General features: G+C 38.3%; 3 protein-coding genes. 2 read left to right on the top strand and 1 reads right to left on the bottom strand.

Annotated features, from left to right (window positions below; all coding sequences use genetic code 11):
• Positions 1-37: 37 nt before the first annotated feature.
• Positions 38-427, bottom strand: coding sequence for a hypothetical protein (locus OLM52_RS10680; RefSeq protein WP_264548497.1), 390 nt, complete (start codon positions 425-427; stop codon positions 38-40).
• Positions 428-1,017: 590 nt separating this feature from the next.
• Between OLM52_RS10680 and OLM52_RS10675 the strand changes: the two genes are divergently transcribed.
• Both OLM52_RS10675 and OLM52_RS10670 read left to right on the top strand, forming a co-directional pair.
• Positions 1,018-1,545, top strand: a complete 528-nt coding sequence (locus OLM52_RS10675) for a hypothetical protein (RefSeq protein ID WP_264548496.1) — start codon at positions 1,018-1,020, stop codon at positions 1,543-1,545.
• A 4-nt stretch (positions 1,546-1,549) separates the two neighbouring features.
• Entirely contained in the window at positions 1,550-16,585 is a 15,036-nt protein-coding gene (locus tag OLM52_RS10670) for an HYR domain-containing protein (protein WP_264548495.1), read from the top strand.
• Positions 16,586-16,600: the final 15 nt, after the last annotated feature.

Genomic DNA, 16,600 nt, shown 5'->3' with positions numbered 1-16,600 from the left:
TTACGCAATGTGTTAAGGAACAAATGGTAAAGTAATGTTAAGGTGCTAAATTATATTTTAATAATTTTTGTTTTTCTAAAGCTTTGCTTAATTCAATAATTAATTGATCAAATGGTAAATTAGGGTTTTTATTGATAACAAAAACATCATATTTATTGGATGAAGCTTCTGTATATGTAAGTTTTGAGTTTTTAGAAGTTGCATTATAATAGACGGAAAGCGTTTTAGAAACAGCATCAATACTAAAGTTTTTCACATAGATTACGGTATCATTTTGAGGAACAATTTTTATTGTTTTATCAAAATTAAAGAATGATTTTTTTGCCAATATAAGGGTAATATTTTTTGATTTTATTTCTGTTTTTTCTTCAACATTAGCACACGAAAAAAGGAAAAAACAAACGGCGAGTATCGAATAAATTTTCATAAAAATTTTTTTAAATCGCCACCGAAAATAGAAATTATTTATTGATAAAACAAGTTGTGTTTTACTTGATTATGCCATTTTTTCGATATGAAATCTTTCTAATGTGTACGAATTTTTAACCTAATGCGTAACTGATTTTTTAACTCATTGATATTTTTTTTTAACACATCACTTATAATTACTCGCTTTGTAATACATCTATTTATTTTCGCGCACAAATTAAGTAAATACAGCACAAATTACACAAATTCAGGGTTTTAGATTAAAGTTGGTTTTACACTTATTCTGAAAATCATTACAGTTATTCTCGCATTGTTGTAACTGTTAATTATGGTAGTAGCATTACTATATTACAGAATACATTTGTTAAAATTTTAAAAAATCGAATTCCCTAATTAGAAAAAAAATAAACGAAAATGACCTTTTAATAAATAATGCTTTAAGTAAGTAATAGAATGTCATCAAAAAAACAATACCCCTGTTCAACACTAAAAAGTTTCCCCTAAAATCATCAAGGTTTCTTTTTCCAAAAATAAGGGATTATGATAATGTTACAAATAAAAAAACTCTCACAAAATTAAATTACAACTATGAAACAAATTTTCAAAATTCTCTTTTTGTTGTTATACATCAGTATACAAGCGCAAGAGAAAAATGGCAAGCAAGCTGATAGTAAAGCTTACATTGTTACAGATTCAAATTCAACTTTATCAAGTTCTGACTTAAAGTTGAGTTCGGGATTAAATCAACCCATAAAGTATGATGGAAATTTCGAAAGTTTAAATCCATCTGTAATTTCTCAGATTTCTGAAATTAAATTTGAAAATAGAAATTTAATACATCTTTTAACAGATAAGAATAATGATTTTTATTTATTTAATCTATCCGTTTTAGAAGATAGTTTTGAAAGAATTTATTTTTTTAAAGGTATTGTTAAATTAAACTTTTTTATTCAAATCGACCATGGACTACCTTCAAATGTAGCATGGATTATTTCTGAAAATAAAAATAAAATCACTTACTCACAGATAGAAAAATTAATTACAGAAACTAAAGCAGTTTCTATAAAGATGAGTAAATCTGAAAAAGAGAATTGGTTATCAAATAAATCAAATTAAGAAGATGAAAAGAAAAATTATTTTATTAATAATCTTGTTTTTTGCATTTAAAAACAATTACGCACAAACAGCATTGTGTGCATCTACTTCAACAAGTTTTGGTTATGAAAGAGTAAATTCTGTTACGTTAAATGGTGTTTATTTTCAAGGGAACACCACTTATACTGGCCCAGGATATTATGATTATTCTAGTACACCTATGCCAATATTACAGGCTGGAACTATTGTGCCATTGAGTGTGGTTGTTCAAACAAATGGACCTTACCAGCAATACGTAAAGTTGTGGATTGATTTTAATAATAATGGGAATTTAGAAGATGCTGGTGAGTTAGTATTTGATCAAAATTATGTTGTAAATAATACAACATATACTTTTTCAGGAAATATAACTGTACCGCCTGGAGCATTTAATGGCCCTGTTAGAATGCGATTGATTATGCAGTATAGTGCTTCACCTCAATTGTGTGGTAATTATCCTTATGGTAATACATTTGATTTTGGTACATCTGTTCAAGGTGGAGTTGATCCTATACAGCTAACAGTTAATAAAACAGGTACTGGAAATGTTGTGAGTAACCCTTCAGGAATTAATACAGCAACAAATTTAAATTTTGCTAATTTTGGAGAAAACACAAATGTAACTTTAACTGCAACACCTATTGCTCCTCAAACTTTTATAGGTTGGTCTGGTGATGCTTCGGGAAGTACAAATCCCTTAACAGTTACTATAGATCAAGCAAAAACAATTACTGCTAATTTTGCTCAGAATTCACCACCACAACTGTCTAGCCTTAGTGCTTCTAATGTATCTTTTACATCAGCGACTTTAAATGCTAATGTTACAAGTGAGGGAAGTACAACTGTAACAAGTAGGGGTTTTTATTATGGATTAACTCCAAACCCAACATCTAATAATACTATAATTACTGGAACTACAGGTGCTATGTCAACAAATTTGACAGGACTTTTACCAGGAACAGTATATTATTTTAGAGCTTACGCAACAAATTCGATTGGAACTACAAATATTGGTGATGGTACATTTACAACATTACCCCCTTGTTCTTCATTAGTAGCTAGTGCGGTTTCACAAACAAATGTTTCGTGTAATGGAGGGACAAACGGTTCTGCTACAGTAAGTGCCTCAGGTACTACTGCGCCTTATTCATATTCGTGGTCACCATCTGGCGGAACTGCAGCAACAGCTTCAGGTTTATCCGCAGGAACATATACAGTTACTGTAACCGATGCCAACGGGTGTACAGCTACACAAAATTTTACCATAACACAACCAACAGCCATATCATTAACTGCTAATACACAAACGAGTGTTTCTTGTAATGGAGGTTCAAATGGGGCTGCTTCAGTTTCTGTTTCTGGCGGAACTGCAGGTTACACATATAATTGGACACCAGGCAACCCAACCGGTGATGGTACAGCTTCTGTAACCGGCTTAACATCAGGCACATGGACTTGTACAGTTACAGATGCCAACGGTTGTACAGCTACACAAAACTTTATCATAACACAGCCAGCTACTTTAGCTTTAACTGCTGCATCTCAAACCAATGTGGCTTGTAATGGAGGAGCAACAGGAGCTGCAAGTGTTAATACACCTACAGGAGGTACAGGGCCTTACAGTTATAATTGGACACCAGGTAACCCAACAGGTGATGGAACAGCTTCAATAACTGGATTAGTGGCAGGCACGTATACATGTACGGTAACCGATGCAAATTCTTGTACGGCGACTGTTAACTTTACTATAACTCAACCACCTGCTTTAGTATTGACTGCGGCATCTCAAACAAATGTTTCTTGTAACGGAGGTTCAAATGGAGCTGCAAGTGTTAATACAGCAACAGGTGGAGCAGGCTCTTATACCTATAATTGGACACCAGGAAATCCATCTGGAGACGGAACAGTTTCTGTAACTGGATTAACAGCAGGTACTTGGACTTGTACCGTCACAGATGCAAACGGATGTACAACTTCAAAAAATTTCACGGTAACACAGCCAACAGCTATATCATTAACTACTAATTCACAAACGAATGTTTCGTGTAATGGAGGTTCAAATGGAGCAGCAAGTATTAATACACCAACAGGAGGCACAGGCTCTTATACATATAATTGGACACCAGGTAACCCAACGGGTGATGGAACAGCTTCAGTTACGGGATTAACTGCTGGTACTTGGACATGTACAGTTACAGATGCTAACGGATGTACAGCGACACGAAACTTTACTATAACACAACCAACAGCTTTGGCATTGACAGCGGCTTCACAAACCAATATATCATGTAATGGTGGATCAAATGGAGCAGCTAGTGTAAATGCAGCAACAGGTGGAGCTGGAGGATATACATATAACTGGACACCAGGCAACCCAACAGGGGACGGAACAGTTTCTGTTTCTGGCTTAACGGCTGGTACTTGGACATGTACAGTTACCGATGCTAACGGATGTACAACTTCACAAAATTTCACAGTAACACAACCTACAGCTTTAGTGGTTGCATCAAATTCACAAACTCAAGAATCATGTCCTGGAGCTAATAATGCAACAGCTTCTGTTACTATTTCTGGCGGCAATGGTGCATACACCTATTCTTGGTTACCTTCTGTTAGTACTACTGCTTCTGCTACAGGATTAACTGCAGGTACTTACACTGTAACGGTTACAGATGCTAATGGTTGTGAAATTTCTAAAGTATTCACAATAACTGCAATTCCAGACCCAAATATTTCATACGCTCAAAGTACTTACACGCTATTCTCTGGAAATGCAATTACTCCTATTACACCTTCTAATTCAGGAGGTGCTGTAACTTCATGGACAATTTCTCCAGCGTTACCTGTAGGATTAACTATTAATGCAAGTACAGGTATAATTTCTGGAGCACCAACAAATGGTTTTAACAATACTACTTATACTATTACCGGGACTAACGGTTCATGTATTGATTCTACAACTTTAGAATTAAATGCTTTAACGTGTTATGGTTTTAATGCAGGTGATATGATTTTAAGAGGAAATGCCTCTATATCAGGTAGTGATGTGACTTTAACTTCAGCTACAGGAAATCAATTTGGTGCATTATGGAGCACTGACCGTTTAGATTTAACCAAAGATTTCAGAGTAAAATCTCAATTATATTTTGGAAATAGTGATGCAGGAGCAGATGGATTGGCTTTCGTAATTCAACCATTAAGTAGTAACGAAGGTTCTGCAGGTGGAGGTATTGGATATGCAGGCATTAACCCTTCTATTGCAGTTGAGTTTGATACTTATTATAACCCCCCAGGAGACCCTTATTCAAATGACCACATGGGCATAATGACTAATGGGGATACTAGTAATCATTCAAGTTATGCTAGCGCTATTGACCTTGGAAATATTGAAGACAATAACTGGCATGATTTTGAAGTGAGTTGGACAGCTAGCACAAATAATTTAAAAGTATATTACGATGGAAGCTTAAGATATAACCAAACTATTGATATTGTTAATAATATTTTTAGCGGTAATCAAAATGCTTATTTTGGATTTACTGCGGCTACTGGTGGTTCAGTAAACACACATGCTGTTAGATTAGTAGAAAGTTGTTTAACTAGAATATTAAATATACCTCCAACTGTAACTTCTATTAATAATTTTAACAGTTGTTTCAATCAAACAACTCCATCTACATCATTTACAATTAGCGATGATACAACTCCTATTGCCAATATCACCGTAACCGCTACTTCGTCAAATACAGCTTTAGTTCCTAATAATCAAATTACAATTACGGGTGTTGGTGCTACTAAAGATATCACCTTAACTCCTGTTACTGGACAATTTGGAACAACAACAATTACAGTATTAGTAGAGGACCAAGAAGGATTAACTGTTACTGAAACTTTCACGGTAACAATTGATGATGTAGTTGTACCTACAGTTGTTACACAAAACGCTACTGTTCAACTTGATGCAAGTGGGAATGCTAGTATTACTACTACAATGATTGATAATGGTTCTTCTGATAATTGTGACATTGATACAATTACTTTAGATATCACTACATTCAATTGCTCAAATGTTGGTAACAACACAGTAATTTTAACAGTTACAGATGTTAAAGGAAACTCTAACTCTAATACTGCCATAGTAACTGTTGAAGATAATATTGTTCCAACTGTAATAGCTCAAGATATAACTATAACTTTAGATAGTTCTGGTCAAGCTGTTATCACTTCAAGTATGATTAATAATGGTAGTTTTGATAATTGTAACATCGCTTCAATTTCAGTATCTCAAACTAATTTTGATTGTACAAATTTAGGTGCTAATACAGTAACATTAACTGTAACCGATGTTAATGGAAATTCAAATACTGCATCAGCTACAGTAACAGTTATAGATACGACTAACCCAGTTGCTATTGCGCAAAATATTACTTTGCCTTTAGATGCTAATGGACAACTTGTTATTACTCCTGCTCAAATAGATAATGGTTCTTATGATAATTGCGATTTTACATTATCAGTAGCGCCAAATTCATTTAGTTCTGTTAATGTTGGAGATAATACAGTAATTTTTGTAATTGCTGATGCATCAGGTAATTCTCATTATACTACTGCTACAGTAACAATTTTAGATACTATTGACCCTATCGTTATAACTCAGAATATAACTGTGAACTTAGATAGTAATGGTTCTGTAAGTATAACTCCAAGTCAGGTAAACAATGGGTCTACTGACAATGTACAAATTGCAAGCATGAGTGTATCTACTAATTCTTTTACATGTAGTGAATTAGGTGCTAATGTTGTAACATTAACAATAACAGATACTTCAGGCAATTCAGCATCAGAAATAGCAACAGTTACTGTTGCTGATGTAATTTTACCTACAATTTCTGCTCCTGCAGCAGTTAACACAACTACAAATACAGCTTGTACTGCAACCTCAGTTGTATTAGGCACACCAGTAACGAATGATAATTGTGCGGTAGCAAGTGTAACCAACGATGCACCAGTAGCGTTCCCATTAGGAACTACTACGGTAACATGGACGGTAGTTGATGCTTCAGGTAATGTAGCCACAGCCACACAATTAGTAACCATAACAGATACTATTTTACCAAGTATTACAGCTCCATCAGCTATTACAATCGACACGAATGATGATTGTTATGCAATTAATGTAGCATTAGGTACTCCGGTAACAAGTGACAACTGTTCAGTGGTAAGTGTAACCAATGATGCACCAGCATCTTTCCCAATCGGCGCTACTACAGTAACGTGGACGGTTGTTGATGGATCGGGTAATGTATCAACGGCTACACAAGTAGTAACGGTTGAGGACAACCAATTGCCTACTATTGTAGCTCCAATTGCAATCAACACGACTACAAACACAGGATGTACCGCAACAGGATTAGTATTAGGTAATCCAGTAACAACAGATAATTGTTCTGTAGTTAGTGTAACCAACGATGCACCAGTAGCGTTCCCATTAGGAGCTACTACGGTAACATGGACGGTAGTTGATGCTTCAGGTAATGTAGCTACAGCGACACAAATAATTACGGTAAGTGATATGACTTTACCTACCATTACTGCTCCAGTAGCTGTAAGTGAGGTATTGACAAGTGGATGTACTTTAACAGGTGTTGTATTAGGCACACCAGTAACGAATGATAATTGTGCGGTAGCAAGTGTAACCAACGATGCACCAGTAGCGTTCCCATTAGGAACTACTACGGTAACATGGACGGTAGTTGATGCTTCAGGTAATGTAGCCACAGCCACACAATTAGTAACCATAACAGATACTATTTTACCAAGTATTACAGCTCCATCAGCTATTACAATCGACACGAATGATGATTGTTATGCAATTAATGTAGCATTAGGTACTCCGGTAACAAGTGACAACTGTTCAGTGGTAAGTGTAACCAATGATGCACCAGCATCTTTCCCAATCGGCGCTACTACAGTAACGTGGACGGTTGTTGATGGATCGGGTAATGTATCAACGGCTACACAAGTAGTAACGGTTGAGGACAACCAATTGCCTACTATTGTAGCTCCAATTGCAATCAACACGACTACAAACACAGGATGTACCGCAACAGGATTAGTATTAGGTAATCCAGTAACAACAGATAATTGTTCTGTAGTTAGTGTAACCAACGATGCACCAGTAGCGTTCCCATTAGGAGCTACTACGGTAACATGGACGGTAGTTGATGCTTCAGGTAATGTAGCCACAGCGACACAAATAATTACGGTAAGCGATATGACTTTACCTACCATTACTGCTCCAGTAGCTGTAAGTGAGGTATTGACAAGTGGATGTACTTTAACAGGTGTTGTATTAGGCACACCAGTAACAAATGATAATTGTTCGGTAGCAAGTGTAACCAACGATGCACCAGTAGCGTTCCCATTAGGAACTACTACGGTAACATGGACGGTAGTTGATGCTTCAGGTAATGTAGCCACAGCCACACAATTAGTAACCATAACAGATACTATTTTACCAAGTATTACAGCTCCATCAGCTATTACAATCGACACGAATGATGATTGTTATGCGATTAATGTAGCATTAGGTACTCCGGTAACAAGCGACAACTGTTCAGTGGTAAGTGTAACCAATGATGCACCAGCATCTTTCCCAATCGGCGCTACTACAGTAACGTGGACGGTTGTTGATGGATCGGGTAATGTATCAACGGCTACACAAGTAGTAACGGTTGAGGACAACCAATTGCCTACTATTGTAGCTCCAATTGCAATCAACACGACTACAAACACAGGATGTACCGCAACAGGATTAGTATTAGGTAATCCAGTAACAACAGATAATTGTTCTGTAGTTAGTGTAACCAACGATGCACCAGTAGCGTTCCCATTAGGAGCTACTACGGTAACATGGACGGTAGTTGATGCTTCAGGTAATGTAGCTACAGCGACACAAATAATTACGGTAAGCGATATGACTTTACCTACCATTACTGCTCCAGTAGCTGTAAGTGAGGTATTGACAAGTGGATGTACTTTAACAGGTGTTGTATTAGGCACACCAGTAACAAATGATAATTGTGCGGTAGCAAGTGTAACCAACGATGCACCAGTAGCGTTCCCATTAGGAACTACTACGGTAACATGGACGGTAGTTGATGCTTCAGGTAATGTAGCTACAGCCACACAATTAGTAACCATAACAGATACTATTTTACCAAGTATTACAGCTCCATCAGCTATTACAATCGACACGAATGATGATTGTTATGCAATTAATGTAGCATTAGGTACTCCGGTAACAAGCGACAACTGTTCAGTGGTAAGTGTAACCAATGATGCACCAGCATCTTTCCCAATCGGCGCTACTACAGTAACGTGGACGGTTGTTGATGGATCGGGTAATGTATCAACGGCTACACAAGTAGTAACGGTTGAGGACAACCAATTGCCTACTATTGTAGCTCCAATTGCAATCAACACGACTACAAACACAGGATGTACCGCAACAGGATTAGTATTAGGTAATCCAGTAACAACAGATAATTGTTCCGTAGTTAGTGTAACCAACGATGCACCAGTAGCGTTCCCATTAGGAGCTACTACGGTAACATGGACGGTAGTTGATGCTTCAGGTAATGTAGCTACAGCGACACAAATAATTACGGTAAGCGATATGACTTTACCTACCATTACTGCTCCAGTAGCTGTAAGTGAGGTATTGACAAGTGGATGTACTTTAACAGGTGTTGTATTAGGCACACCAGTAACAAATGATAATTGTGCGGTAGCAAGTGTAACCAACGATGCACCAGTAGCGTTCCCATTAGGAACTACTACGGTAACATGGACGGTAGTTGATGCTTCAGGTAATGTAGCTACAGCCACACAATTAGTAACCATAACAGATACTATTTTACCAAGTATTACAGCTCCATCAGCTATTACAATCGACACGAATGATGATTGTTATGCAATTAATGTAGCATTAGGTACTCCGGTAACAAGTGACAACTGTTCAGTGGTAAGTGTAACCAATGATGCACCAGCATCTTTCCCAATCGGCGCTACTACAGTAACGTGGACGGTTGTTGATGGATCGGGTAATGTATCAACGGCTACACAAGTAGTAACGGTTGAGGACAACCAATTGCCTACTATTGTAGCTCCAATTGCAATCAACACGACTACAAACACAGGATGTACCGCAACAGGATTAGTATTAGGTAATCCAGTAACAACAGATAATTGTTCTGTAGTTAGTGTAACCAACGATGCACCAGTAGCGTTCCCATTAGGAGCTACTACGGTAACATGGACGGTAGTTGATGCTTCAGGTAATGTAGCTACAGCGACACAAATAATTACGGTAAGTGATATGACTTTACCTACCATTACTGCTCCAGTAGCTGTAAGTGAGGTATTGACAAGTGGATGTACTTTAACAGGTGTTGTATTAGGCACACCAGTAACGAATGATAATTGTGCGGTAGCAAGTGTAACCAACGATGCACCAGTAGCGTTCCCATTAGGAACTACTACGGTAACATGGACGGTAGTTGATGCTTCAGGTAATGTAGCCACAGCCACACAATTAGTAACCATAACAGATACTATTTTACCAAGTATTACAGCTCCATCAGCTATTACAATCGACACGAATGATGATTGTTATGCAATTAATGTAGCATTAGGTACTCCGGTAACAAGTGACAACTGTTCAGTGGTAAGTGTAACCAATGATGCACCAGCATCTTTCCCAATCGGCGCTACTACAGTAACGTGGACGGTTGTTGATGGATCGGGTAATGTATCAACGGCTACACAAGTAGTAACGGTTGAGGACAACCAATTGCCTACTATTGTAGCTCCAATTGCAATCAACACGACTACAAACACAGGATGTACCGCAACAGGATTAGTATTAGGTAATCCAGTAACAACAGATAATTGTTCTGTAGTTAGTGTAACCAACGATGCACCAGTAGCGTTCCCATTAGGAGCTACTACGGTAACATGGACGGTAGTTGATGCTTCAGGTAATGTAGCTACAGCGACACAAATAATTACGGTAAGTGATATGACTTTACCTACCATTACTGCTCCAGTAGCTGTAAGTGAGGTATTGACAAGTGGATGTACTTTAACAGGTGTTGTATTAGGCACACCAGTAACGAATGATAATTGTGCGGTAGCAAGTGTAACCAACGATGCACCAGTAGCGTTCCCATTAGGAACTACTACGGTAACATGGACGGTAGTTGATGCTTCAGGTAATGTAGCCACAGCCACACAATTAGTAACCATAACAGATACTATTTTACCAAGTATTACAGCTCCATCAGCTATTACAATCGACACGAATGATGATTGTTATGCAATTAATGTAGCATTAGGTACTCCGGTAACAAGTGACAACTGTTCAGTGGTAAGTGTAACCAATGATGCACCAGCATCTTTCCCAATCGGCGCTACTACAGTAACGTGGACGGTTGTTGATGGATCGGGTAATGTATCAACGGCTACACAAGTAGTAACGGTTGAGGACAACCAATTGCCTACTATTGTAGCTCCAATTGCAATCAACACGACTACAAACACAGGATGTACCGCAACAGGATTAGTATTAGGTAATCCAGTAACAACAGATAATTGTTCTGTAGTTAGTGTAACCAACGATGCACCAGTAGCGTTCCCATTAGGAGCTACTACGGTAACATGGACGGTAGTTGATGCTTCAGGTAATGTAGCTACAGCGACACAAATAATTACGGTAAGTGATATGACTTTACCTACCATTACTGCTCCAGTAGCTGTAAGTGAGGTATTGACAAGTGGATGTACTTTAACAGGTGTTGTATTAGGCACACCAGTAACGAATGATAATTGTGCGGTAGCAAGTGTAACCAACGATGCACCAGTAGCGTTCCCATTAGGAACTACTACGGTAACATGGACGGTAGTTGATGCTTCAGGTAATGTAGCCACAGCCACACAATTAGTAACCATAACAGATACTATTTTACCAAGTATTACAGCTCCATCAGCTATTACAATCGACACGAATGATGATTGTTATGCAATTAATGTAGCATTAGGTACTCCGGTAACAAGTGACAACTGTTCAGTGGTAAGTGTAACCAATGATGCACCAGCATCTTTCCCAATCGGCGCTACTACAGTAACGTGGACGGTTGTTGATGGATCGGGTAATGTATCAACGGCTACACAAGTAGTAACGGTTGAGGACAACCAATTGCCTACTATTGTAGCTCCAATTGCAATCAACACGACTACAAACACAGGATGTACCGCAACAGGATTAGTATTAGGTAATCCAGTAACAACAGATAATTGTTCTGTAGTTAGTGTAACCAACGATGCACCAGTAGCGTTCCCATTAGGAGCTACTACGGTAACATGGACGGTAGTTGATGCTTCAGGTAATGTAGCTACAGCGACACAAATAATTACGGTAAGCGATATGACTTTACCTACCATTACTGCTCCAGTAGCTGTAAGTGAGGTATTGACAAGTGGATGTACTTTAACAGGTGTTGTATTAGGCACACCAGTAACAAATGATAATTGTGCGGTAGCAAGTGTAACCAACGATGCACCAGTAGCGTTCCCATTAGGAACTACTACGGTAACATGGACGGTAGTTGATGCTTCAGGTAATGTAGCTACAGCCACACAATTAGTAACCATAACAGATACTATTTTACCAAGTATTACAGCTCCATCAGCTATTACAATCGACACGAATGATGATTGTTATGCAATTAATGTAGCATTAGGTACTCCGGTAACAAGCGACAACTGTTCAGTGGTAAGTGTAACCAATGATGCACCAGCATCTTTCCCAATCGGCGCTACTACAGTAACGTGGACGGTTGTTGATGGATCGGGTAATGTATCAACGGCTACACAAGTAGTAACGGTTGAGGACAACCAATTGCCTACTATTGTAGCTCCAATTGCAATCAACACGACTACAAACACAGGATGTACCGCAACAGGATTAGTATTAGGTAATCCAGTAACAACAGATAATTGTTCCGTAGTTAGTGTAACCAACGATGCACCAGTAGCGTTCCCATTAGGAGCTACTACGGTAACATGGACGGTAGTTGATGCTTCAGGTAATGTAGCTACAGCGACACAAATAATTACGGTAAGCGATATGACTTTACCTACCATTACTGCTCCAGTAGCTGTAAGTGAGGTATTGACAAGTGGATGTACTTTAACAGGTGTTGTATTAGGCACACCAGTAACGAATGATAATTGTGCGGTAGCAAGTGTAACCAACGATGCACCAGTAGCGTTCCCATTAGGAACTACTACGGTAACATGGACGGTAGTTGATGCTTCAGGTAATGTAGCCACAGCCACACAATTAGTAACCATAACAGATACTATTTTACCAAGTATTACAGCTCCATCAGCTATTACAATCGACACGAATGATGATTGTTATGCAATTAATGTAGCATTAGGTACTCCGGTAACAAGTGACAACTGTTCAGTGGTAAGTGTAACCAATGATGCACCAGCATCTTTCCCAATCGGCGCTACTACAGTAACGTGGACGGTTGTTGATGGATCGGGTAATGTATCAACGGCTACACAAGTAGTAACGGTTGAGGACAACCAATTGCCTACTATTGTAGCTCCAATTGCAATCAACACGACTACAAACACAGGATGTACCGCAACAGGATTAGTATTAGGTAATCCAGTAACAACAGATAATTGTTCTGTAGTTAGTGTAACCAACGATGCACCAGTAGCGTTCCCATTAGGAGCTACTACGGTAACATGGACGGTAGTTGATGCTTCAGGTAATGTAGCTACAGCGACACAAATAATTACGGTAAGTGATATGACTTTACCTACCATTACTGCTCCAGTAGCTGTAAGTGAGGTATTGACAAGTGGATGTACTTTAACAGGTGTTGTATTAGGCACACCAGTAACGAATGATAATTGTGCGGTAGCAAGTGTAACCAACGATGCACCAGTAGCGTTCCCATTAGGAACTACTACGGTAACATGGACGGTAGTTGATGCTTCAGGTAATGTAGCCACAGCCACACAATTAGTAACCATAACAGATACTATTTTACCAAGTATTACAGCTCCATCAGCTATTACAATCGACACGAATGATGATTGTTATGCGATTAATGTAGCATTAGGTACTCCGGTAACAAGTGACAACTGTTCAGTGGTAAGTGTAACCAATGATGCACCAGCATCTTTCCCAATCGGCGCTACTACAGTAACGTGGACGGTTGTTGATGGATCGGGTAATGTATCAACGGCTACACAAGTAGTAACGGTTGAGGACAACCAATTGCCTACTATTGTAGCTCCAATTGCAATCAACACGACTACAAACACAGGATGTACCGCAACAGGATTAGTATTAGGTAATCCAGTAACAACAGATAATTGTTCCGTAGTTAGTGTAACCAACGATGCACCAGTAGCGTTCCCATTAGGAGCTACTACGGTAACATGGACGGTAGTTGATGCTTCAGGTAATGTAGCCACAGCGACACAAATAATTACGGTAAGTGATATGACTTTACCTACCATTACTGCTCCAGTAGCTGTAAGTGAGGTATTGACAAGTGGATGTACTTTAACAGGTGTTGTATTAGGCACACCAGTAACAAATGATAATTGTGCGGTAGCAAGTGTAACCAACGACGCACCAGTAGCGTTCCCATTAGGAACTACTACGGTAACATGGACGGTAGTTGATGCTTCAGGTAATGTAGCCACAGCCACACAATTAGTAACCATAACAGATACTATTTTACCAAGTATTACAGCTCCATTAGCTGTAACATGGCCTGCAAATATTGGATGTTATGCTGTTAATGTAGTATTAGGTGCTCCGGTAACAAGTGACAACTGTTCAGTGGTAAGTGTAACTAATGATGCATTAGTTGTTTATCCAGTTGGAACAACAGTAGTAACGTGGACGGTTGTTGATGGATCGGGTAATGTATCAACGGCTACACAAGTTGTAACAATTATCGATGCTACTTTGCCTACTATTGTAGCTCCAATTGCAATCAACACGACTACAAACACAGGATGTACCGCAACAGGATTAGTATTAGGTAATCCAGTAACAACAGATAATTGTTCTGTAGTTAGTGTAACCAACGATGCACCAGTAGCGTTCCCACTAGGAGCTACTACGGTAACATGGACGGTAGTTGATGCTTCAGGTAATGTAGCCACAGCGACACAAGTAATTACGGTAAGCGATATGACTTTACCTACTATTACCGCTCCAGTAGCAATTAATACAACAACAAACACAGGATGTACTGCTACGGGAATTGTATTAGGTAGTCCAATAACAAATGATAATTGTGCGGTAGCAAGTGTAACCAACGATGCACCAGTAGCGTTCCCATTAGGAACTACTACGGTAACATGGACGGTAGTTGATGCTTCAGGTAATGTAGCTACAGCCACACAATTAGTAACCATAACAGATACTATTTTACCAAGTATTACTGCACCAGCAGTAGTGACTATGCCTACAAATAACGGTTGTTATGCTGTTAATGTAGCATTAGGTACTCCGGTAACAAGCGACAACTGTTCAGTGGTAAGTGTAACCAATGATGCACCAACATCATTCCCGTTAGGTAATACAATAGTTACTTGGACGGTAGTTGATGGATCGGGTAATGTTGCAACGACTACACAATTGGTAACAATCATTGATATTTCATTACCAACAATAGTAGCGCCATATACGATATACACGACTACAAATACTGGATGTACAACAACAGGATTGTTTTTAGGTACTCCAGTAACAAATGATAATTGTTCGGTAGCAAGTGTAACTAATAACGCTCCAGTAGCGTTCCCATTAGGAACTACTACGGTAACTTGGACAGTAGTTGACGGTTCTGGAAATATAGCAACTGCCACTCAAATAGTAACAGTTACAGACGCAACATTGCCTACTGTTTTAACTCAAGCAATTACGGTAGCATTGAATGCTAATGGTCAAGCAAGTATTACTGCAGTAAACGTTAACAACGGTTCATTTGATAATTGCGGAGTAGCAACATTAAGTGTTAGTCCATCAACATTTACTTGTGCTAACGTTGGCGTAAATACGGTTACTTTAACTGTAACAGACGTTAATGGAAATGTAGCTACAAACACTGCTTTAGTGACAGTTGTAGATTTGATTTCACCAATTGTTCTAACACAAAACATAACCATTACATTAGATGATTATGGCGATGCATCAATAACAGCAGATATGATTGATAACGGTTCGTTTGATAATTGTGGAATAGCTAGTATTACTGTAAATGTAGAAGACTTTAATTGTAATGATTTAGGTTCAAATACTGTAATTTTAACCGTAACAGATGTTAATGGAAATGTAGCAACAGGAACGGCAACAGTAACAGTGATTTCTACTGCAGGTGATAACGACAATGATGGTATGAATGATAATTGTGATGATGACGATGATAATGATGGTATTATTGACGAAGACGATAATTGTCAATTTGAATACAATCCAAACCAAGCAGACAATGATGATGATGGATTAGGAGATGTTTGTGATGAAGATGATGATAACGATGGTGTGTTTGATGTATTTGATAATTGTCCGTTTGTTTATAATCCAGAGCAAGAAGATAGGGATAATGATGGAATTGGAGATGTTTGTGATACCATTGAAATTAATATTTCTGATGCGATTACTCCAAATGGAGATGGAATTAACGATACTTGGATGATTTATAACATTGAAAACCATCCAAAAAATAATGTAAGAGTTTATAGTCGTTGGGGTGATTTAGTTTTTGAAGCTAGAAATTATCAAAACGAATGGGATGGACATTATAAAAATCGTACACAATCACTTCCTGATGGCGGTTCATATTATTACCAAGTTGACTTGGATGGCAATGGAACAGTGGACTATGATGGATGGTTATATATCTCAAGAAAATAAGTTATCACATTTAGG

It is taken from the genome of Flavobacterium sp. N2820, assembly GCF_025947285.1.
In the GTDB taxonomy this organism is placed as follows: Bacteria; Bacteroidota; Bacteroidia; order Flavobacteriales; family Flavobacteriaceae; genus Flavobacterium.
The sequence above is the reverse complement of the archived record's forward strand: the minus strand, read 5'-3'. Positions and strand labels throughout refer to the sequence as shown.

What these genes read in the sequence shown, in the direction of transcription:
- OLM52_RS10670 (WP_264548495.1), top strand. Translation starts at nt 1,550, where the DNA reads ATGAAAAGAAAAATTATTTTATTAATAATCTTGTTTTTTGCATTTAAA.
- OLM52_RS10680 (WP_264548497.1), bottom strand. Translation starts at nt 427, where the DNA reads ATGAAAATTTATTCGATACTCGCCGTTTGTTTTTTCCTTTTTTCGTGT.
- OLM52_RS10675 (WP_264548496.1), top strand. Translation starts at nt 1,018, where the DNA reads ATGAAACAAATTTTCAAAATTCTCTTTTTGTTGTTATACATCAGTATA.